The following is a 20,438-nucleotide window of genomic DNA, read 5'->3' as shown; positions in this document are numbered from 1 at the left end:
CGACGCCGCCGACTACTTCGACGGCCGACTACCCGAAGCCTTCGCCGGATACCCCCGACACCTCACCCGCTACCCCGTCCAATACCCCACCGCGTCCAGCCCACAGGCCGGGTCCACCGGAACGCCGTTCCTGCTGCTGCGGACCATGCTCGGCCTCGAGCCGTATGAAGATGACCTGATAGTGGATCCGGCGCTGCCCGCCAGGTTCGGTCGCATCGAACTGCTTGACATCCCTGGACGCTGGGGCCGAATGGACGCCATCGGTAACGTGCACGTCGGCAACTCAGACACGGCCGACGCGTAACGGCCGGTCCCCAGGCGGACAACCCGTCGTCCAGCGGATACAGGCCCCGGGGGCGCGGCCTGTATCCGGCAGGTCAGACCGCGGCGGTGACCCCCTGCGCGAGGTCTGCGGCCTTCTCGGCGATCATCACCGTCGCCGCGTTGGTGTTCGTCGACACGATGGTCGGCATGACCGAGGCGTCGGCGATCCGCAGTCCGGACAACCCCTTCACCCGGAGCTGCGGATCCACGACCGCAAGCGAGTCCACGCCCATCCGGCACGAGCCGGCCGCATGTCCGTAGGACTGCACCGCCTCTCGAACGAACGCCGTGACCGTGGCGTCATCGGCGGCCAGGAGCGGGTGCGGTCTCGCCTTCCAGCCGTCGAAGGCCGGCATCTCGCTGAGCTGCAGGGCGTGCCGGACACCGGATACCAGGGCCCGAGTGTCGGCGGGCTCGTCGAGATAGCGGAAGTCGATGCGGGGCGGCACCGCCGGGTCGGGGCTGGCCAGTTCCAGCACCCCTCGGCTGGCGGGACGCATGTGCCCGATGCCGAAGGTGTAGCCATGCTCGGGCGCCGACTGCCAGGGGTTGGTAAAGGGGACGTGGATGAACACGATCTGCAGGTCGATCGACGCCCGCCCCGGTTCACTGTCCAGCAGCAGCGTCGTCTCGCCGAGATTGCCACTGCGGGGCGGGAGCGGGCGGCCGGCCTCGACGGTGAGGCCGGCCAGGATGATGTGGTCTTGGAGGCTCTGTCCCACGCCCGGCAGGTCGTGGAGCACCTTGACGCCGACGCGCTCCAGGACCTGAACGGGGCCGACCCCCGAGGTGAGCAGGAGGTGTGGGGTCCCGATGGCGCCAGCACAGAGGATGGTGTCGATCTCTGCCGCGTAGTGCCGCCGCTCACCGTCGGCGACCACGTCGACACCGAGGCACCGGTCGCCGTCGATGACCACCCGCTCCACGAACGCCCCGGTCACCAGGTCGAGGTTCGCCCGGCCGAGCGCCGGCTCGAGGTACGCCGTCGCGGTGCTCTGCCGCCGCCCGTCGACGATGAGCAGGTCGTGGCTGCTGGCGCCGCGCAGCTCGGGGCCGTTCAGATCGTCGACGACCGGGTGGCCGGCCTGGGCCGCGGCGGCCAGGTATGCCTGAGACAGCGGGTGCAGCTGCGCGGCCGGTGCCGGGCGGAGCGGACCGGTCTGCCCCCGGTACGCCGGGTCGCCGTGGGCGGATGTCTCGGACCGCTTGAAGTACGGCAGCACGGAGGGGTAATCCCATCCCGTACAGCCGAGATACGCCCAGGTGTCGAAATCGCGACGGTCGCCGCGCAGGAAGGCCATCGCGTTGATGCTGCCGGTGCCGCCGACGGTACGTCCGCGCGGGATGTCGTGGACCTTGCCGGTGCCGGTTTGCGGGACGGTCTGGAAGGCCCAGTCCACGTCCGTCCGCTGCAGCGCCGGCCAGGTGGACGTTGTGGTGATCCGTTCGCTGGGATCGGCCCGGCCCGCCTCGATCAGCAGGACCCGGACCGCCGGGTCCTCGCTGAGCCGGGCGGCGAGCACACAACCGGCCGTACCAGCTCCGATCACGATGTAGTCGTAGCCGACGCGGGAGGCACTCACAGGGACACCACGACTGTCTTGGTCTCGAGATACTCCCCCAGCGACTCCCGGCAGGTCTCCCGGCCCCAGCCGGACTCCTTGGTCCCACCGAACGGGAGCGCCGAGTCGGCCGCCTGGTAGCAGTTGACCCACACCTGGCCGGACTCGATCTCGGCGGCCATCCGGTGCGCCCGCGACACGTCCCGGGTCCACACGCCGGCGCCGAGGCCGAAGCGGGTGTTGTTGGCCAGCACCAGCACCTCCTCCTCGGTGTCGAACGGTACGACCGAGACCACCGGGCCGAAGATCTCCTCATGCATGATCCGCGAGTCCGGGCGGGCGTTGACGATAACGGTCGGCTCGACGAAGTAGCCGCCGGCGTAGGCCTCGCCCTGCGGCGCGCGGCCACCCGTGACCACCTCGGCGCCCTCGCCGACGCCGATCTCGACGTACCCGAGGACCTTGTCGCGGTGCTCGGCCGAGATCAAGGGCCCCATCTGGGTGGCGGGGTCGGTACCTCGGCCGAGCGTGATCGAGGCGGCGTGCTTCGCGAGCCGCTGGACGACCTCGTCGAAGACGCCGCGCTGCACATAGAGGCGGGAGCCGGCGATGCAGCTCTCACCCTGGGTGGCAAAGGCGGCGGCGGCCGCGCCGGCGATCACGGCGTCGAGGTCGGCGTCGTCGAAGACGATGTTGGGCGATTTTCCGCCCAGTTCGAGTGAGACGCGCTTGAGGTTGCCGGTGGCGGCTCGCACGATCGCCTTGCCGGTGGGTACCGAGCCGGTGAAGGTCACCTTGTCCACGCCGGCGTGCTCGACGAGGGCCGCGCCGGCGGTCTCACCGAGCCCGGTCACGTAGTTCACCACGCCGGCCGGGATACCGGCCTCGGCTGTGAGCTGCGCGAGCAGCGCGATGGAGAGCGGGGTCTGCTCGGCCGGCTTGAGCACGACGGTGCAGCCGGTGGCGAGGGCGGGCGCGAGTTTCTTGATGGCCATGAGCAGCGGCAGGTTCCACGGCACGATCGCGGCGACCACGCCCACCGGCTCTTTGAGGGTGTAGGCGTGGAACCTCCCGCCGTGGCTGGCCGGGTAGGAGATCGGAATCGTCTCGCCGGTGATCTTTGTGGTCCAGCCGGCGTAGTAGCGCAGTACGTCCACCGAGAACGGAATGTCGAAGTACCGCATCTCGTTGATCGGCTTTCCGCTGTCGATCGAGTCGAGCACGGCGAGCCGCTCGGCGTTCTCCTCGATCAGGTCGGCCAGCCGCCAGATCAGCCTGCCGCGGGCCTGTGGGGTGAGCGACCGCCACGAGCCGCCCGGCGCGAAGGCCGCGCGAGCAGCCGCGACCGCCCGGTCGACGTCGCTCGCGCCGCCGGCGGGCACCTCGACGACCACGCTGCCGTCGGCAGGGTCATAGACCGGCAGCGTCTGACCGCTGACGGCCGCCACCCACTCGCCGTCGATGAACATCTTCTCCGCGAGCCTGATGTCGGCCTCGACCGACGAGGCGGTCCGGAGCATGCTCGTCATCCTGCAACCTCCTGAGAGTTCTGCCATACCAATAGAGAGGGTGGTGGTCATACCTCTGTGCCACCGGGCCGGCCGTGCTGGTATTCCAGCAGTTCCGGCGTGGCACCGCCGCTGCGCAGGCGTGCCGACCTCAGCGGCGGGGAGCCAGCCGCACGCTGATGCTCTTGACATGCGAGTAGTGGTGCAGCGCCTCGATCCCCTTCTCCCGCCCGTAGCCGCTCTGCTTGTGCCCGCCGAACGGCATCTGGACGGATTGGGTCGACCATGAGTTGATGTAGACCTGCCCCGCTTCGATCGATTCGGCGACCCGGAAGGCACGGGAGATGTCCTCGGTGAAGACTCCCCCGACCAGGCCGAATTCCGAGTCGTTGGCAAGATCGATGGCCTCCTGCTCGGTGTCGAACGGGATGACCACCAGGACCGGCCCGAAGACCTCCTCCCGGGCGATCCGCATCTCGTTGGTGACGCCGGAGTAGATCGTGGGCTCGACGTAGAAGCCGCCGTCGAGCTCGGGATCGGTGACCACGCCACCACCCAGCTCGGCTCGGGCCCCCTCCTCGGCGGCGATCGCAAAGTACCGCTGCACGGTGTCGTACTGGCCTCGGGTGATCATCGGACCCACGTCCTGGCCGGGGCGCAGCCGCCGGGTGGCCGCCACCAGCGCGGCGACAAACCGCTCCTGGACCGACCGCTCGACCAGAAGCCGGGTTCCGGAGGAGCAGACCTGACCCGCGTTGGTCGTGAAGGCTCGAACGGCCTCGGCGGCGGCAAATTCGAGATCGGCGCCGGCGAACACGATGTTGGCCGACTTGCCGCCGAGTTCGAGAGTCAGCGGGAGGATCCGGTCCGCCGCGATCCGTCCGATGTCCTGCCCGACCCGCACCGAACCGGTGAACGCCACCTTGCGCACCAGCGGGTGCTGCACGATCGCGGTACCGACCTCGTCGCCGCGGCCGAGCACCACGTTGAGTACCCCCGGCGGCAGCCCTTCCTCGCTGGCGATCCGTGCCAGCGCCACGGTCGTTTGCGAGGTGCTCTCCGCGGGCTTCGCGACGATCGTGTTGCCGGCGGCGAGCGCCGGGGCGCAGGCCCGGGCCGCCTGGTTGAGCGGCAGGTTCCAGGGCGTGATCACCCCGACCACACCGAACGGTTCGCGCAGCGTGTAAACGTGCAGGTCGGGCCGGATGTCGAGCACGTCGCCCGCCGGCAGGTTCACCAGTGCCGCGTAAAACTCGAAGTACTCCGCGGCACCGCGGATCTCGGCCGTGGCGAGGGCGAGCGGCTTGCCGGTGTCGAGGCTCTCCAGTTCGGCCAGCACGTCGAGGTCCGCGAGCAGCCGCCGGCCGATGGCCGCCAGGATCCGGCCGCGTTCCAGCGACGCGATCCGACGCCACCCGGGCGCCGCGGCATGGGCCGCCCGCACCGCGAGGTCGACATCGGCCGCCGTGCCCTGCGCGACCTGTGCCCCCACGCCGCCGGTTGACGGATTGGTGCCGGAGCGGAAACCCCCGGCGGTCGGGGGGACGGCCTCGCCCCCGATCCAGTGCAACAGCGGGGCGTTCACCGGTCACCGCCGATCAGCTCGTACATGGCGGTGTGGTCGGTCTGCGGCGTGACTTCCCCGGCGACGCGCCGCCACTGTCGGGCCACGCCGTCGGCAACCTCGGTAGCCTGGCCGAGTTCGCGTGCCAGGTCGACGGCGATCCCGACGTCCTTGGCCATCAACTGCAGCGCGAACCCCGAGTCGTAGCTGCCGCTGATCATGAACTGGGCGGCCTTGTTCTCGCTGGTGTTCGAGCGCCCGGAAGAGCTGTTGAGCACCTCGGTCATGGTTTCCGGCGGGATGCCGAACCGCTCCCCCAGCCGGAGCGCCTCCACGGTCACCGAGATGGTGGTGGCCGAGACCAGGTTGTTCAGGGCCTTCGCCGCGTGCCCCGCCCCGACGGGGCCGACCGGGATGACGGTCCGGGCCAAACGCTGCAGCGCCGGGCGCACCTCGGCCAGATCGATCTCCTCACCGCCGACCAGTACCGCCAGCGTTCCGGCGACCGCGCCGCGTACCCCGCCGGAGACGGGAGCGTCGAGCATCCGCAGGCCCCGGGCGGCCAACCGCTGCGCCAACGCGCGGGTGCGCAGCGGCTCGGAGGAGCTCATGTCGACGACCAGAGTGCCGGGTCGCAGCACTTCCGCGACCGCGTCGCCCTCGAGCACCGACTCGACAACCGCCGAGTTCGGCAGCATCAGGATCAGCGCGTCCACCGCGCGGTATGCGTCGACCGTATGGGCGGTAACCGCCTTCGGGCGGTCGGTCACGAATCCCTCGGCGACGTCCGGTGCGGCGTCGGCCACCGTGAGTCGGTAGCCCGCCTCGTACAGTCGTGCGGCCATCGGTCGGCCCATCTTGCCGAGGCCGATGAACCCGATGTGCTCGATTCCCATCCCGGTCACTCGGCGTCCACGGCGGCGAACACCTCGGCTGCGAGGCGGAAACTCTCCAACGCGGCGGGGCCGCCACAGTAGAAGGCGGTCTGCATGAGGACCTCCTTGATCTTCTCCTGGGAGACCCCGTTGTTCAGCGCACCGCGGACGTGCGCCTTGAACTCGTGGCCCCGGTTGAGGGCGGTGATCATGGCGAGGTTGATCAGGCTGCGCTCCTCCAGGCTGAGCCCGGGGCGGTTCCAGATGTCGCCCCAGCAGTACTTCGTCACGTACTCCTGCAGGTCCATCGAGAAGTCGGTGGCGGCAGCCAGCGACGCGTCAACGTGGGCGTCGCCGAGCACCCGGCGGCGCATCGCCATGCCGGCCTCGTACAGGTCGTCAGTCACGGGGGTGGGTTCCTTCCGAGCGATGGTTCAAATTCGGGCCAGGTCGGCCCAGTCGCGGATGACGAACACGTCGTCGGCGGCGGCGACGTGACAGGCGGAGTGCCCGCCGAAGTGGGCCGGAAAGACCAGCAACGAGCGCTCCGCGGCCTCGGCGAGGAGGCGGCGCCGGGACGCCCGAGCCAGCGTCGGGTCTTCGCAGAAGCAGCTGTTGACGTCCGGGTTCGCTATCTGCACGGGTGAGTGGATGATGTCGCCGACGAAGAGCGCGCCGGCGTTCCCGGACTCCAGCCGCAGCACCGCGGAGCCGGGGGTGTGCCCGGGGGCGGCCTGCAACACGAGATCGGAATCGATCCGGTGCTCGCCGCTCCAGAGCTCGACGAGTCCCGCGCGGTGAACCGGGACGACGCTGTCCTCGAAGACGTTCTGGTTGCCGTCGGCCGGCGGGCGCGGGTTCTTCACCGGGTCCCAGAACTCGAAGTCCTCCTGGGTGATGAGGTAGCGCGCGTTCGGGAAGGTGGGAACCCAGCCGCGGCCCGCCAGGCGGGTGTTCCACCCGACGTGGTCGACGTGAAGGTGGGTGTTGATGACGATGTCCACGTCCTCCGGTGCGATCCCCGCCGCGGCCAGGTTCGCCAGGTACGCGGTGTCGTGGTGGGCGTAGACCGGGGCGTACGGGCGTTCCTTGCCGTTGCCGGCGCCGGTGTCGAGCAGGATCACCGCCCCCTGGCTGCGGATCAGCCAGGTGTGCAGCACCGAGCGGAGCTGTCCCCGACCGGCGTCGAAGAAGTCGGGGTCGAGCCATCCGGCGTTGTCCCGCCAGTACGCCGGGTCGCTCTCGGGGAACAGGAAGCCGGGGGTCGCCGGGCTGGGGCCGGCGTACTCCTGGATTCGGGTGATCTCGACGTCGCCGATGACGACCGTGTGCGGCCCGGTCGTCATGACCGGTTCACCGCGGGCACCGGGTAGGCCGCCTCGATCTCGGGGGTCACCGCGGGAAGCACGAAGTTCGCCGTCTCCATGACCTCAGGGGTGAAGCCGTTGCCCTTGGCCAGCGTGCGGGTCTCGGCCATGTAGGCGCTGCGGGCCTGGGCGGCGTCGGTCATGGCCCGCTCGCGCTCCTCCCACACTGCGAGCGCCTCGCCGATCTCGTCGTACTGATCGAGGGTGTGGGCGAGTTCGACCGCGTTGACGATGCCGACGCTGGCGCCCTGCCCGAGTGCGGGACACATGGCGTGGGCGGCATCCCCGACGAGCACCGCCCGACCGGTCGACCACGGCGTCACCCGGTTGGTCTGGTAGCTGTCGTGCCGGCCCCCCTCGGCCTTGCCCGCCAACTCCACGGCCGTGGCCAGGTGTGGGAAGCGCTTCGACCAGACCTCGACGTCGATCGGGATTCGCGAGGCGCGTTCGTTGGTGGTCGTCGCCATCATGCCCATGTAGATCGTGTCGGGTCCGGTGGGGATGAACAGGATGCGCATCGGGTCCGGCTCCAGGGTCCAGAAGTCGATGACCCGGTCCCACTCGGGGCCCTGGAACTCCGCCGGACGCGGGATCAGGACCCGGCAGACGCCGTCCTGGTACTTCTTGCGTTCCTGGGTGAACTCGCCCAGCGAGTTGCGTACCGCCGATCCGGCGCCGTCGGCGCCGATCACCAGGTCGGCCGCCAGCCGGCTCCCGTCCGCCAGGAGCAGGGCGCCCGCCGGGTCGGCGCCGACCGCCCGGGAATCGGTGACGATCTCGACCCCGGCCGCACGGGCAGCAGAGACGAGCAGCGCGTGCAGCTTCGGCCGGGTTATCGCCCAGTAGGGGTAGCCGGCCAACTCCGAGGAGACCGACTCGCCGTTCAGGTTGGTGTCGTAGGTGCCGGGTCGCACGCCGTTCGTCCGGATCGTCCCAGCCACTCCGATGACTTCGAGGGCCAGCATCGCGTTGCGCCACAGCAGGATGCCGGCGCCGAAGTCGCGCACCTGGTCGTTCTGCTCGTGCAGACGTACGGTCCAGCCACGCCGGGCGAGCGCGATGCTCATGGTGAGACCGGCGAATCCAGCGCCCGCGACCTCGGCACGCCGTGAGCGGCCGGTGCGGCCGGTGCGGCCGGCCGAGAGAGTTCCTGTCATTTCAGTGCCTCCACGAAACGGACAGATGGCTGCTGAGCGTTCACGTCACCGTCACTCCGCCGCGTCCACCCACACGGTCATGCTCCCTCGCGCCAACGTGTGAAAGTGCAGGTTGAAGCCCAGGACGACCGGGGTCAGCTCGGGATCGATCTCGAGCGCGGGGACGTCGACCGCGTGGACGAGGAAGACGTAGCGGTGGCGGCCCGAGCCCGGCGGCGGGTTGGGGCCGATGTACTGGCGCATCCGCAGGTCGTTGGGGAGGGTGAGGGATCCCGCCGGCATCGGCCCGTCCGGCGCGCCGGCGCCGGCGGGCAGCGAGGTCACGGAGGCGGGGATGTTCGCGACGGCCCAGTGCATGAAACCGACCCCGGTGGGGGCGTCCGGGTCGTAGCAGGTGATCGCGAAGCTCTTGGTTTCGGCCGGGAAGTCCGACCAGGCCAGGTGGGGTGAGGTGTTGATGCCGCCGATGTCCGGGTCGCGGTAGGTCAGCGGCATTTCCGTGCCGTCGACGAGGTCGTTGCTGAACACCCGCAGCGGCGGTGCCGGGGTCACGGCTGCGTAGGGGTCGTCGTTGATCACAGTTTCTCCTGTCATGATCACTTGTCGGCGATCGGTGCGGTGTCGACGTGGACTGTGCGGATCGCGGTGCGGATGTCCCAGGTGCCGGCCCAGCCGTCGGGCAGGGCGACGGCGCTGCCGGCGGTCAGCTCGTGCGTGGTGCCGTCCGCATCGGTGACGGTTGCCTCGCCGGAGATGACGTACAGGTAGGAGGCCCCCTCGGCCGCCGCTCGCCGGAACACCCCCGGTCCGCGCTCCTGGACGGCGCACCGGCCGTCGGGTCCGTCGAACACGACGGTCTCGGCGACCGGCGGCGCCCAGGAGGCCCCTCCCGCCGGGTCCGGGAGCTGCAGGTCGCGCTCGAGCACGTCGGCCGCGGCCAGGAAGGCGGACGGCTGCACCCCCGCGCGGTACGGCGGCACCGGGGTCGTGTGCAGGTAGACCTTCCGGATGGTCTCGCGGATGTCCCAGGCGCCGACCCAGCCGTACGGCAGCACGATCACGCTGCCGGCGGTCAGCTCGTGGGAGGTGCCGTCCTCGTCCGTGATGGTGGCCTCGCCGGAAATGATGTACATGAACGAGCCCCGCTTGTCCTTCACCCGGGGATAGACACCGGCGTCGCACGCCCAGACGGCGAAGAATGCGCCGGCAGCGTCGTACAGGACTCTCTCGTATGCGAAGGGCGCCCCTTGCAGGATCGGCTCCATCGAGATCTCGACGGGGAGCGGGCCGTCGAGTACGGCCGTGGCGTCCAGGAACACCGACGGATTCGTGGTCTGGTTCGTCGTCATGGCTCTCTCCGTGGGGACGGTCAGCAGGCAGTGCGGGTCAGCTCGGTCGGCAGGCTCGGCGGGGGCACCGCGGGTGCCTCGATGCCGAGCAGGTCGAACGAGGGGCGGTGCAGGATCCCGTGCAGTTCCTCGTCGGTGATGGGCGTGTGCGCGATCTGCCGCATCCGCGCGACGACCCGTTCGAGGGCGGCGGCGGCGCTGTCCGCGGCCACCATCGGCGAGTCGCTACCGAAGAGCACCTTGGACAGGACGCCGTACTCCTTGGCGGCCGAGAAGGCGTTCGCCAGCACCGTCGGACGGCTCGCGATCGCGGATGTGTCGGCAAAGACGTTGGGGTGCCGGCGCATCACGACGACGGTCTCGTAGATCCATGGGTGGCCCATGTGTGCGACCACGATCCGCAGGTCGGGAAAGGTGCACGCCACGTCGTCGAGCAGCAGCGGGTTGGCGTCGGGCAGTCGGCCGGCGTTCGCGAAGATCGCGCCTTGGTGGATCATCACGGGCAGGCCGAGCCGCTCCGCGGTCTTGAAGACCCGCATCGTCATGGGGTGCAGCGGCGAGGTTCCCTGGTAGATCGGCCCCATCTTGATGCCGACCAGCCCAAGCTCCGCGTGGCAGCGCTCCACCTCGTCGACCGCGTCGTGACGGGTCGGATCGACCGACATGAAGCCGACGGTCTGGCCGCCGACTTCTCGTACGAATGCGGCGACGGCATCGTTGGGGACCATGATCCCGGAGGCCTGCGCCTGGAGTCCGAAGACGATCGTCCGCTCGGCGGGCGCGACGCCCCGGCGGTAGGACTCCACCGTGACCAGGTCGATCTCGTCGGAGGCCAGCGTCTTCGAGACCCGTCCCAGCCCGTCCGTCCAGGGAGAGCGCTGGTGCTCCCGGGTCCAGAAGTGCGTGTGCACGTCGGTGATCAAAGTCAGACCTCACTTCGCAGATAAGGAACGGCGAGCGCCTCCGGTGCCTTGTGCCGCCGTTTGCCCTCGGCGGCGAGGGCAACGAGCGCCAACACGTACGGCATGGCGAGCCACAGGGACACCGGCAACGTCACGGCCGGTCGGACAATGGCGAGCACGACCAGCACCGCGACCGCGGCCAGGCCGGCAAGCCCGGCAGCGCCGGCCCGCCGCCGGTCGAGGCGGGAGGTGGCCGCCGCACTCCGGACGCGCCGGCTGCCGAGAGCCACCAGAATGAGTAGGGCCGCGGCGACCCATACCTCACGAGGGATGTCGCCGACGGCCTGCAGCCGCAACTGGGTGGCATCGGTGACCGCGAAGATCGCGACGGCAAGGCCCAGCCCGCTCAGCCGCCAGCCGCCGAACAGGACCGCGGCAATCGCCAGATAGCCACGCCCGCCGGTCATGGCCTCACGGAAGACACCGACGTCACCGATGGAGATGTAGGCGCCCGCCGCTCCGGCGCAGGCCCCCGAGAAGAGGACGCCGGCCCAGCGCAGCCCGCGGACGCTGACGCCGGCAGCGTCGACGGATACCGGGCTCTCACCGGTCGCCTTCAGGTTGATGCCCCAGGTCGTCCGAGTCAGTGCCAGGGCCACGAGGACGACGACGACGGCCGTGGCGTAGATGAAGGCGTCCTGGGTGAACAGGGCGGGCCCGAGGACGGGCACGTCCGAGAGCACCGGGATCGCGAGTCGGGGCAGCGGGTCGAAGGCGCGCGGCTTGCTGAAGACGTCGTCGTTGAGGAACGCCGTCAGGCCGTAGCCGAGCAGGGTCAGTGCGATGCCGGAGACGATCTGGTCGACCTTGGTCTCGATCGCGAGCACGCCCATCAGCGCCCCGAAGAGCAGGCCGCCGACGATGCCGCCGAGGAAGCCGACCGCGATGTTCCCGGTGCCGGCCATCACGAGGTAGCCGCCGAAGGCGCCGACGAGCAGCACACCTTCGAGCCCGACGTTCAGTACGCCGGCTCGCTCGGAGACGAGTTCCCCGGTTGCGGCGAGCAGGATCGGGGCGGCGATCGTGATCGCCGAGACGAGGAACGCGACGTCGAAGATACCCATCTCAGGCCTCCTCGGTCCGGGCACCGCTGTGGGCGACGACGCCGGAGCGACGACGGGCGGGGGCGGGCTTGGCCGCGGACGACGCCCTCGTGCGGCCGCGCAGGACGACGGCCGCCACCAGGACCAGCACGATGACGGCGCCCTGGAGAACCGAGGCCAGCGAGGACGGCACGTCCAACTGGGCCTGCATGGCGGTCCCACCGACGTTCAGCGCCGAGAACACGACGGCGGTGGCGACCGCGCCGACTGGTGAGTTGCGTGCCAGCAGGGCGACCGCGATGCCGTTGAAGCCGACGCCGGCTTCGAATCCGTCGCTCATCCACGGCGCGGAACCGGCGAAGAGCAGCGCGGCGCCCGCGAGACCGCCGAACCCACCGGAGATCACGATGGCCGCGACCCCTTCGCGGACCGGATCGATGCCGGACCACCGAGCGGCCTCCTGGTTGCCGCCGGCTACCCGCAGGCGGAAGCCGAACGCGGTGCGGGACAGCAACAGCACCACGGCGATCGCGCACACCGGGAGGAGCACCACGTCGTACGAGAGGGTGCGGCCAGGGATCGACTCGACGCTCGGCCACAGCGCGGCGGCCGGGAAGTTCGCCGACTGGGGTTGACCGTCCAGGGAGCCCTGCAGCGGCCCCCGGACCAACCAGTCCGCGACCTGGATCGCGACCAGGTTGAGCAGGAGCGACGAGACGATCTCAAGTACCCCGCGCGAGGCCCACAACCAGGCGGTCAGGCCCGCCCAGAGGGCGCCGCCGACGATGCCGGCGATGGCGGTGAGCATCACCGCGACCGGGCCGGGCAGGCTACCGCACTGCAGCCCGACAGCCGTGGCCAGGGATCCCCCGGCGAGGATCTGACCGGGAAAGCCGACGTGCAGGCGTCCGGCCCGGGTGGTCAGGATCCAGCCGAGCGCGACCAGGAGCAGCGGCACGGCCTGGGTGAGGGTCGTGCCGGCGTTGGTCGGCGTCCCGAAGGTGCCGCTCCAGAAGGCGTGGAGCGCGTCGGGCGGCGCCACCCCGATCGCCACCAGCAGGAGCGCGCCGACGGCCAGTGCCGCCAAGGCCACTCCCACCTGCACGAGCAACCGCATGATCAGGTCTTTCGACAGCATCAGAGGGCCTCTCCGGACGACGTCATGAGGGCGCCGAGGCTGGCGCGGGTGGCCTTCGCGGCGTCGACGACGCCCTGGATGCGTCCGTGAGCGAGCACCGCGATCCGGTCGGACATCGAGATGACCTCGTCGAGATCCATCGAGATCAGCAGCACGGCACCGCCGCGTTCGCGGTGCGCGACGAGGCTCCGGTAGACGAAGTCCGCCGCCCGGACGTCGAGACCGCGCACGGGCTGTGCGGCGATCAGCAGGGCCGGATTCCCCGACAGTTCCCGGGCGAGGACGGCCTTCTGCTGGTTTCCGCCGGAGAGCCGCCCGATCGGCAGGTTCTCGCTGTCGGCGCGTACGTCGAACTCGTGCATCAGCCGGCGCGCCTCGGCGGACGCCGCCCGGACGTCGAGCAATCCCTGCCTGTTCAACGGCGCGGAGCGCAGCGACCGTAGGGTGATGTTCTCCCAGAGGGTCATCCCGGGGACGATCGCCGCGTGGTGCCGGTCCTCCGGAATCACCGCACCGCCGGCTCGGAAGAACCCCCGCGGCGACCGATGGGTGAAGGGCCGCCCCGCCAGCTCGATAGCCCCCGACAGCGCCGGCCGGATGCCCATGAGCACCTCGACGAGCTCGGACTGACCACTACCGGCGACCCCGGCGACTCCCAGGACCTCGCCCCGGCGCACCTCGAGGTCGATGCCCTGGAGCGCCTTCGGGCCGGCCGGCTGGTTGTGGTCCCGAGCGACGTCGAGACCGCGGATAGTGAGGACGGCGGGACCCGGCGTGCCGGCGGGAAGCGGCGGGCGGTCGGCCATTCGATCGCCGACCATCAGGGTCACCAGGTGGTCGGGGGTTGCCTCCGCGATTGTTCCCGAACCGCTCACCGCGCCTCGGCGCAGCACCGTGTAGCGGTCCGCGACGCTGAAGACCTCCGACAGCTTGTGCGAGATCAGGATGACCGCATGACCGTCGGCGGCAAGCCGCCGCATCAGGTTGGCGAGTTCGTCCCACTCACCCGGGCTCAGCGCGGCGCTCGGCTCGTCGAAGATGAGGATCCGGGCACCGCGGCACAGCAACTTGACAATCTCCAGCCGCTGCCGCTCCCCCACCGACGCGTCGGCGACCAGCCGGTCGGGCGTGATCCGCAGCCCGGTTGCCGTAGCCACCTCCTGCGACCGGCGGCGCGCCTCGGTCAGACCGTTGCGCCATGGAACGGCGGCTGGTGCGATAGCGAGGTTCTCGAGCTCGGTCAGTGTCGGTACCAGCGTGAAATGCTGGTGGACCATCCCGATTCCGGCCCGCAAGGCATGCTCGGGCCTGCGGAAACGCACCGGCTCTCCGTCGAGCTCGAGGCCACCCTCATCCGGGGTGTAGAGGCCGGTGACGATCCGCATGAGCGTGGTCTTGCCCGCACCGTTCTCGCCGAGGAGGGCGTGGATCTCACCCCAGGCGATGTCGAGGTCAACGGCATCGTTGGCGACGAAGGAGCCGAACCTCTTGGTCACTCCGGTGAGCCGGAGAGCGGAAGCTCCGGTGCCCGTGCCGCGGCGGGCGGGGCCGGAATCGGGACGAGTCTTCATCGACGGCGGCCTAACGCTGCTCGAAGTGGTAGGCCGGCTTGGGGAGGAGAACACCCTTGTCAGCGACGATCTTGCCGTCGGTGATGTCCTTGGTGATCTTCTCGACGAGCCCCTTCTCCTCCGCCGTCCCCTTGCCCGGACAGAACTCGAATCGCAGCGCGCCGGTGCCCAGGCCGTAGCTGATGGCACCCGCCGGCAGCTTGCCAGCAACGGCGTCGGAGACAGCGTTCTTCAGGATGTCGGACCAGCTCACTACGCCGGAGCCGATGATGTGGGGACTCGAGTCGCAGTGCAGGGCGAAAACGTCGTACACGTCGGCGGGGCTGGCGGACCCGCCGGTGGCCTGGTAGACGCCCCCGGAGCCACTGTCGAGGTCGGAGAGGATCGAGTCGACGCCACTGGCGATCATTGCCTCGGCGGCCTGCTTGGCCTTGCCGACATCGTTGTAGTCGCCGGTGTAGGTCTGCACGACCTTGGTGTTCGGATTCTCCAGCGCGGCGCCTTGAGCCATGCCGTAATACCACGCGCCGGACGCGGGAACCTGGAGGCCGGCGATCATCCCGAGCTTCTTGGTCCGGGAGTGGGCCGAAGCGACGGCCCCGACCACGATGGCGTTGTAGCCAACGGCGGCGCTGACCGAGGTCACGTTCTCGGCGTAGGCGTCGAGGTCGGCGGCCACCAGGATGAAGTGCACCTTCGGATACTTCGGCGCCACGACCGCGACGGCCTTGTTGAACGAGGCGCCGTCGGCGACCACGATCTGGTTCTTCGCCGCCAGCGACTCCAAGCCCTGGATCTGCTCCTGTGAGTTGGCGGCGTTGTCGACGATGGAGGACAGCTTGAGGTTCTTGTCAGCTTCGACCGCCGCGTTCACGCCGGCCAGGCCGAACTGGGTGAACCCGCCGTCGTTGCGGGGGGCCTGGGAGATGAAACCGATGTTCTTGGTCCCGTCGGCAGCCGCTCCGTCGCCCGAGACCCCACACGCCGAGAGTGCGAGGGGTATGGCGGTAACGGCTGACACGATCGCGATCTTGGTACGCATGCGAGCCCTTTCGTCGGCTGCTGCCCGTGCAGGTAACAGGGGTGAAACGGACCGGTGGAGAAACTGGTATGGCAGATGCAAGCGCCTAGACTGCGGGAGCGCGGTTACGTGCACCAGATACTGCTGATCTGCCATACCAGTTGTCAAGAGGTTGATCCGACCCGAACTCCGGATGACGTGCCGCAGGCCAGGCCGACTCAGCGTCGGCACCGGAACGGTGGTCGAAGCGAGGGCCACCCAGGCCGGCCAGGGCCACCTCACCGGCCGAGGACGGCAAGACTGCGCGCACGTGCCCACCCGGACGCGCGATCAACGGCTGTGTGCCGGTGCCGGGCTGGGCTCACATACGGGATGGCGGGGTCGGGCCGCTGCTCACGTCCAGCGACGGGCCTCCTGGCCCCCGAGGTCGAGCGCGAAAGCGCCGGACCGGTCAGCGACCGAACTTCGCCGTGACCTCGTCCTGAAGTTCGAGGCGGCCCTGCTGCACATGGGCACGCATGGCCTCTTCCGCCGCATCGGCATTCCGCGCGCGGATGGCGTACACCACAGCGCGGTGCTCCGCGAGCGACCGCCGCATCCGCCCCTCTCGCCTGGTCACGATCGACGACAGCAGGCCGCGGTTCAGATGCTGGACCAGCAACCGGTAATGGTCGCTCAACCGGTCATTGCCGGCACCCTCGGTAATGAGTTCGTGCAACCGCGCATCCACCGCGCTGTAGCCGTCGGTGTCGCCAGCCTCGACGCAGTCCTGCATCGACGCCATCACCTCGTCGATCCGTGCGATGAGCTCGTTGCTGGCGCGGTTCGCGCACAGCCGGGCGGTCATCCCCTCCACCGCCTCACGCACCTCGAAGAGATCGAGGATCTCGTGCCGGCTAAGGCTCTTGACGAAAGTGCCACGGCGACGCTCGATCGACACAAATCCGGCACCTTCGAGCTCCTTGAACGCCTCACGCACCGGCATCCGACTGACCCCGAACCGCTCGGCGAGGCGCGCCTCTGAGAGCTTCTCCCCCGGCGCGATAGCCCCGGACACGATCTCCTCACGAAGCCTCTGGACGATCACGTCCTTCTTCGAGACGTCGTTTTCGGCGACCCCAGCGGATGCCCTCTGCGCCGCCGACATAGCTCCCAAACTTCCTCTAGACCGCTGCCCGAACTCCCCTGAGCTTGATGCATGATACCCGCTGCAGTGGCCGTGCCAGCACGGGCAGCGACGGCCCAACCGCCGGCAGCGGGCGGAAACGACTCGCTCAGGGAGGCGACCGGGGCGCTGGCGGAGCAGTCAGCCCTAGTCCTCGCCGCTGCCGCTCGCGCGGGCCGAAGCCACCCTTGATGGCGCTGCCGGCACCAGGACCGGCCCGACCCCACTCGGTGCCGGTCAGCGTAGCCCGGCGAACAGGTCGTCCTCCGGCGTCGGCGCACCGGTGGTGTCGCGGACCCGGACGAAGGTCTCCACGCCCATGAGTTCGGTGAACCGCTCCTGACCGAGTTGCAGGAAGAAGATGTTCTCGGCTTGGCTGGCGTGTGCGACCAAGGATTCGAACTTCTCCCCGCCGTAGGCGCTCGTGTCCACCCAAGTGGTGATCTCGTCGTCCGGCAGGCCGAGCGCCGGCATCTCCTCCGACAGTCCGTCCGGCTCCGGGAACTCGACGCCGATCTCCTTCATGACGCGGCCGAACTCCTGGAACGCCCTGCGTGGCACCGTGGTCCAGTACACCTTTGCGGGAATGTCCGTACGCTCGACCGCGGCCATGGTGATGCGGTGGGCCTGGATGTGGTCCGGGTGGCCGTAGAAGCCGTTCTCGTCATAGGTGACGACGACGTCGGGCCGGTAGCGCCGGATCAACTCGGCCAGCCGGTCGGCCGCCTCACCCACCGGGGTGTTCCAGAACGCGCCGGGCGCGTCGTTGGCCGCCCAACCCATCATTCCGGAGTCGGCATAGCCGAGCGTCTCCAGGTGCGTGACCTTCAACGCCTCGCAGCTGGCCGTCAACTCGGCGCTGCGCATCGCCACCACGGCCTGCGGGTCATGCCCCGGGTCGCCCGGCTTGACCCCACCGGGCCCGTCGCCGCACTGCCCATCCGTGCAGGTCACGAGCACTGTCGTGATTCCCTCCGCCGCATACCGGGCGAGGATGCCGCCCGTGCTCGTCGCCTCGTCGTCGGGGTGCGCATGCACCGCCATCAAGGTCAGGGATCGCTCGGTCACCCCACCACCATACGAGGGCGGCCCCGACGCGCTGGGCTTTGCCGCAATCCGGGACGACTGCCTTGACGAGGCGTTGGCGAACCCGCCTTCAGCTGCGACCGCGCACCGAGTCGCATTGTGCCCGGCCGGCACAGGACGGGCGGGACGTGCTCCTGGCGGCGGTCTTACCGGCGACGACTGGCCGGACCGCCTCAACGCGGAACTCCCCGATCAGGACTCACCAACCCGGTGAGCGTTCATGGCCATCGTGCGGGGCGGAAGACAGGAGCTCCACCGCGCCCGTCACCGCGAGGTGGCGGGCGGTCTCGGCTCGGATGCTCTTGGCGGCAAGCACTTCCCGCTGCTCGCCGGTGTAGCCGATGCAGTCGAGAAAGACCACGTCGGCGCCATCCGCGGTGACCCGCCGTCCCGCGGCCGCTACCTCGTCGAGCCCAGCCGTGTAGGGGTCTACGGCCGCCGCGGTGACCGGGCGGCCCAGGCGCCCTTCCCACCGTTCCCGGATGTCCGTCAACTGCTCCGGCACCGGGCACAGCACACCCAGGGAGCCCTCGCCGACGAGCTGCTCCATGAGCTCGTGGGCGAGGTCCTCCGCGTGGAGCACCGGCACCGACGTCGGGCCGTGCTCGACGCGGCCGGTGCACAGCACGAGGACGACCCCGCACCGATCCGCTACGCAACGTCGGATGGCGTCGTCGAGTGCTGGGGCGATGCTCGTCGCGCCGAGGCGGACGCGCGAACCGTCCCGCAGGCGGGAAACGAGGGTGTGCTCCCCGGCGCGCGGCGCGAGCCGGGCGATGCCGTCCGCGTCGAGGAGGTCCAGCGCGCCGTGTTCGACCCAGTCGACGCCGGAGAGGGCGGCCTCGACATCGGGGATGAGGTCGGTGCGGGGCGCCTGACCGATCGTGACGAGACCAAGTCTCGGCCGCACGTGGTTCGCCCGGCCCACAACCGGCACGTGCATCACGCCACCGCCTTCTCGGGCAGGTCCGCGGCCGCGACGCCACGCTCCACGATGCGGCGTCGCACGGCGCGGTCGACGCGCGCGTTGGGGTCGGCGATCGGGATCGCGGCGAGGAGCGCCTTGGTGTAGGGGTGCTGAGGCGCTGTGAAGATCTGCTCGACGGTGCCCTGCTCGACGACGCGGCCCTGGCTCATCACGACGATCTCGTCGGCCATCATCTCGACGACGGACAGGTCGTGCGAGATGAAGACGTAGGTGAGCCCGAGGTCTCGCTGCAGTTGCTTCATGAGGTCGAGCACCTGGGCCTGCACCGACACGTCGAGTGCCGATACGGGCTCGTCGCAGACGACGAGGCTCGGGTTGAGGATGAGGGCCCGGGCGATGCCGATCCGCTGGCGCTGGCCCCCGGAGAACTCGTGCGGGAAGCGGTCGATGTGTTCCTCCCCCAGGCCGACCGTCTCGAGGACCTCGACGATGCGGGCGCGGATCGCCGCGTCGTCGAGGTCCGTGTGCAACCGCAGCGGCTCGGCGAGTGCCCGGTGGATGGTCCACCGTGGGTCGAGCGAGGCGTACGTGTCCTGGAAGACGATTTGCATCTGGGAGCGGAGGCGGCGCAACTCGTCGTCACCGGCCGCGAGGAGGTCGGCCCCGTTGAAGGTCACCGTCCCCGACGTCGGCTCGTGCAGGCGCAGCAGGGCCCGACCGGTTGTCGACTTGCCCGAACCGGACTCGCCCACGATGGCGAGCGTGCGGCCACGGCGGACCCGGAAGGACACGCCGTCGACCGCCGTGATGGTGTCGGCCGGACGTCCCAGCCGGCGGCGTCGCCCGGTGAAGACCTTCGTCAGGTCGGTGACCTCGAGCAGCACCGGCACGTCGTCGTCGGGTGCTTCCGTGGGCGCGGCCGTGCGTGCCTCGACGCGAACCGACCCGGAGCCGTCGCGCGCCGTGCTTCCCTCGGCGAGCGCCTCGACCGCCTCGATGACGTGCTCGTTGGCGGAGGGGATGAAACTGAGCAGCCGCTTCGTGTAGTCGGCCTGCGGCGCGGCGAAGAGCTGCTCCGTCGGCGCCGTCTCCTGCAGCTCACCGCCGTACATCACGGCGACCCGCTGGCAGGTCTGGGCGACGACACCGAGGTCGTGCGTGATGAGCAGGACCGCCGTCCCGTGCTGCTCCTGCAGGTCCATGATGAGGTCGAGGATCTGCAGCTGAGTCGTCACGTCGAGCGCCGTCGTCGGCTCGTCGGCGATGAGCAGCTTGGGCTCGCATGCCATGGCCATGGCGATCATGACGCGCTGGCGCATCCCGCCGGACAGCTCGTGCGGGTAGCCCGCGAGGACGCGTGCGGTGTTGCGGATCCCCACCATGTCGAGCAGTTGGCCCGCTCGGTCGGCCGCCTGCCGTCGGCCTAGGCGCAGGTGCTGGCGCAACGGCTCGGTGAGCTGGTCGCGGATCGTGAAGACCGGGTTGAGCGCGGTCATCGGCTCCTGGAAGATCGTCGCGATGTCCTTGCCGCGGATCCCGCGCATCTGCCGGTCCGACAGCGCGGCGAGGTCACGTCCGTCGAAGCGGATGTGCCCGCCGGTGATGTGCGCCTGCCGCGCCGGCAGCAATCCGGTGATCGACATGGCGGTGACGCTCTTGCCCGAGCCCGATTCGCCGACCAGCCCGACCATCTCGCCGCGTGCGATGGTCAGGTCGAGGCCCCGGACCGGGTGGATCGGGCCGCGGGACGTGTCGATGCGGATCGAGAGGTTCTCGATCGACAACAGAGTCTCAGCCATGTCCGTGCTCCTTGGTTCC

At 69.9% G+C, this 20,438-nt stretch carries 18 protein-coding genes and 1 pseudogene; 1 reads left to right on the top strand and 18 read right to left on the bottom strand.

The window, feature by feature from the left end:
• Positions 1-304: pseudogene (locus ACFYML_RS20485) on the top strand (amylo-alpha-1,6-glucosidase); the annotation flags it as partial.
• Between the two features lie 73 nt (positions 305-377).
• Here the strand turns inward: ACFYML_RS20485 and ACFYML_RS20480 are convergent.
• The 18 genes from ACFYML_RS20480 to ACFYML_RS20395 form a co-directional block, all read right to left on the bottom strand.
• The gene (locus ACFYML_RS20480) at positions 378-1,907 is read right to left on the bottom strand and encodes a GMC family oxidoreductase (protein WP_387422127.1); all 1,530 of its coding nucleotides are present in this window, start codon (positions 1,905-1,907) and stop codon (positions 378-380) included.
• A complete protein-coding gene (locus tag ACFYML_RS20475) occupies positions 1,904-3,415 on the bottom strand; it encodes an aldehyde dehydrogenase family protein (RefSeq protein ID WP_387422126.1) in 1,512 nt (503 codons plus the stop codon). The genes ACFYML_RS20480 and ACFYML_RS20475 overlap by 4 nt, the downstream gene beginning before the upstream one ends.
• Positions 3,416-3,545: 130 nt before the next feature.
• Complete coding sequence (locus ACFYML_RS20470; RefSeq protein ID WP_387422125.1) at positions 3,546-4,979, bottom strand: aldehyde dehydrogenase family protein; 1,434 nt, start codon at positions 4,977-4,979, stop codon at positions 3,546-3,548.
• Positions 4,976-5,854, bottom strand: a complete 879-nt coding sequence (locus ACFYML_RS20465; RefSeq protein ID WP_387422140.1) for an NAD(P)-dependent oxidoreductase — start codon at positions 5,852-5,854, stop codon at positions 4,976-4,978. Before ACFYML_RS20465 ends, ACFYML_RS20470 begins: the two co-directional genes overlap by 4 nt.
• Before the next feature lie 5 nt (positions 5,855-5,859).
• Positions 5,860-6,213 carry a carboxymuconolactone decarboxylase family protein gene (locus tag ACFYML_RS20460; protein ID WP_073838561.1) on the bottom strand — a complete coding sequence of 118 codons (354 nt, stop codon included), beginning with the start codon at positions 6,211-6,213 and terminating at the stop codon, positions 5,860-5,862.
• A 54-nt stretch (positions 6,214-6,267) separates the two neighbouring features.
• A complete protein-coding gene (locus ACFYML_RS20455; RefSeq protein ID WP_387422124.1) occupies positions 6,268-7,179 on the bottom strand; it encodes an MBL fold metallo-hydrolase in 912 nt (303 codons plus the stop codon).
• Entirely contained in the window at positions 7,176-8,357 is a 1,182-nt protein-coding gene (locus ACFYML_RS20450; RefSeq protein ID WP_387422123.1) for an FAD-dependent oxidoreductase, read from the bottom strand. Before ACFYML_RS20450 ends, ACFYML_RS20455 begins: the two co-directional genes overlap by 4 nt.
• 51 nt (positions 8,358-8,408) lie before the next feature.
• Positions 8,409-8,951, bottom strand: a complete 543-nt coding sequence (locus tag ACFYML_RS20445) for a YbhB/YbcL family Raf kinase inhibitor-like protein (protein WP_387422122.1) — start codon at positions 8,949-8,951, stop codon at positions 8,409-8,411.
• A 2-nt stretch (positions 8,952-8,953) separates the two neighbouring features.
• On the bottom strand, positions 8,954-9,706 hold the full coding sequence (locus ACFYML_RS20440) for a cupin domain-containing protein (RefSeq protein WP_387422121.1): 753 nt from the start codon (positions 9,704-9,706) through the stop codon (positions 8,954-8,956).
• A 20-nt stretch (positions 9,707-9,726) separates the two neighbouring features.
• Positions 9,727-10,617, bottom strand: a complete 891-nt coding sequence (locus tag ACFYML_RS20435; protein ID WP_387422120.1) for an amidohydrolase family protein — start codon at positions 10,615-10,617, stop codon at positions 9,727-9,729.
• 14 nt (positions 10,618-10,631) lie between these two features.
• Positions 10,632-11,732 carry an ABC transporter permease gene (locus tag ACFYML_RS20430; protein WP_387422119.1) on the bottom strand — a complete coding sequence of 367 codons (1,101 nt, stop codon included), beginning with the start codon at positions 11,730-11,732 and terminating at the stop codon, positions 10,632-10,634.
• A gap of 1 nt (position 11,733) precedes the next feature.
• The gene (locus ACFYML_RS20425; RefSeq protein ID WP_387422118.1) at positions 11,734-12,849 is read right to left on the bottom strand and encodes an ABC transporter permease; all 1,116 of its coding nucleotides are present in this window, start codon (positions 12,847-12,849) and stop codon (positions 11,734-11,736) included.
• Positions 12,849-14,474 (bottom strand): ABC transporter ATP-binding protein, encoded by a 1,626-nt coding sequence (locus tag ACFYML_RS20420; protein ID WP_387422117.1) that lies wholly within the window; start codon positions 14,472-14,474, stop codon positions 12,849-12,851. The genes ACFYML_RS20425 and ACFYML_RS20420 overlap by 1 nt, the downstream gene beginning before the upstream one ends.
• A complete protein-coding gene (locus ACFYML_RS20415; RefSeq protein WP_387422116.1) occupies positions 14,431-15,597 on the bottom strand; it encodes a BMP family protein in 1,167 nt (388 codons plus the stop codon). The genes ACFYML_RS20420 and ACFYML_RS20415 overlap by 44 nt, the downstream gene beginning before the upstream one ends.
• Before the next feature lie 295 nt (positions 15,598-15,892).
• Positions 15,893-16,588, bottom strand: coding sequence for a GntR family transcriptional regulator (locus ACFYML_RS20410; protein ID WP_387422115.1), 696 nt, complete (start codon positions 16,586-16,588; stop codon positions 15,893-15,895).
• Between the two features lie 255 nt (positions 16,589-16,843).
• Entirely contained in the window at positions 16,844-17,674 is an 831-nt protein-coding gene (locus ACFYML_RS20405; protein WP_387422114.1) for a PIG-L family deacetylase, read from the bottom strand.
• 217 nt (positions 17,675-17,891) lie between these two features.
• Positions 17,892-18,635 (bottom strand): AroM family protein, encoded by a 744-nt coding sequence (locus ACFYML_RS20400; protein ID WP_387422139.1) that lies wholly within the window; start codon positions 18,633-18,635, stop codon positions 17,892-17,894.
• Positions 18,635-20,419 (bottom strand): ABC transporter ATP-binding protein, encoded by a 1,785-nt coding sequence (locus ACFYML_RS20395; protein ID WP_387422113.1) that lies wholly within the window; start codon positions 20,417-20,419, stop codon positions 18,635-18,637. The genes ACFYML_RS20400 and ACFYML_RS20395 overlap by 1 nt, the downstream gene beginning before the upstream one ends.
• Between the last annotated feature and the right edge of the window lie 19 nt (positions 20,420-20,438).

The sequence above is a fragment of the Micromonospora sp. NPDC007230 genome (assembly GCF_042869115.1).
Taxonomy (GTDB): domain Bacteria; phylum Actinomycetota; class Actinomycetes; order Mycobacteriales; family Micromonosporaceae; genus Micromonospora.
The sequence above is the reverse complement of the archived record's forward strand: the minus strand, read 5'-3'. Positions and strand labels throughout refer to the sequence as shown.

Bases quoted from the DNA above. Each gene is read 5' to 3' on its own strand.
- ACFYML_RS20440 (WP_387422121.1), bottom strand. From the start codon at position 9,706: ATGACGACGAACCAGACCACGAATCCGTCGGTGTTCCTGGACGCCACG.
- ACFYML_RS20400 (WP_387422139.1), bottom strand. From the start codon at position 18,635: ATGCACGTGCCGGTTGTGGGCCGGGCGAACCACGTGCGGCCGAGACTT.
- ACFYML_RS20430 (WP_387422119.1), bottom strand. From the start codon at position 11,732: ATGGGTATCTTCGACGTCGCGTTCCTCGTCTCGGCGATCACGATCGCC.
- ACFYML_RS20465 (WP_387422140.1), bottom strand. From the start codon at position 5,854: ATGGGAATCGAGCACATCGGGTTCATCGGCCTCGGCAAGATGGGCCGA.
- ACFYML_RS20425 (WP_387422118.1), bottom strand. From the start codon at position 12,849: ATGCTGTCGAAAGACCTGATCATGCGGTTGCTCGTGCAGGTGGGAGTG.
- ACFYML_RS20445 (WP_387422122.1), bottom strand. From the start codon at position 8,951: ATGACAGGAGAAACTGTGATCAACGACGACCCCTACGCAGCCGTGACC.
- ACFYML_RS20410 (WP_387422115.1), bottom strand. From the start codon at position 16,588: ATGTCGGCGGCGCAGAGGGCATCCGCTGGGGTCGCCGAAAACGACGTC.
- ACFYML_RS20460 (WP_073838561.1), bottom strand. From the start codon at position 6,213: ATGGCGATGCGCCGCCGGGTGCTCGGCGACGCCCACGTTGACGCGTCG.
- ACFYML_RS20415 (WP_387422116.1), bottom strand. From the start codon at position 15,597: ATGGCAGATCAGCAGTATCTGGTGCACGTAACCGCGCTCCCGCAGTCT.
- ACFYML_RS20450 (WP_387422123.1), bottom strand. From the start codon at position 8,357: ATGACAGGAACTCTCTCGGCCGGCCGCACCGGCCGCACCGGCCGCTCA.
- ACFYML_RS20475 (WP_387422126.1), bottom strand. From the start codon at position 3,415: ATGACGAGCATGCTCCGGACCGCCTCGTCGGTCGAGGCCGACATCAGG.
- ACFYML_RS20455 (WP_387422124.1), bottom strand. From the start codon at position 7,179: ATGACGACCGGGCCGCACACGGTCGTCATCGGCGACGTCGAGATCACC.
- ACFYML_RS20395 (WP_387422113.1), bottom strand. From the start codon at position 20,419: ATGGCTGAGACTCTGTTGTCGATCGAGAACCTCTCGATCCGCATCGAC.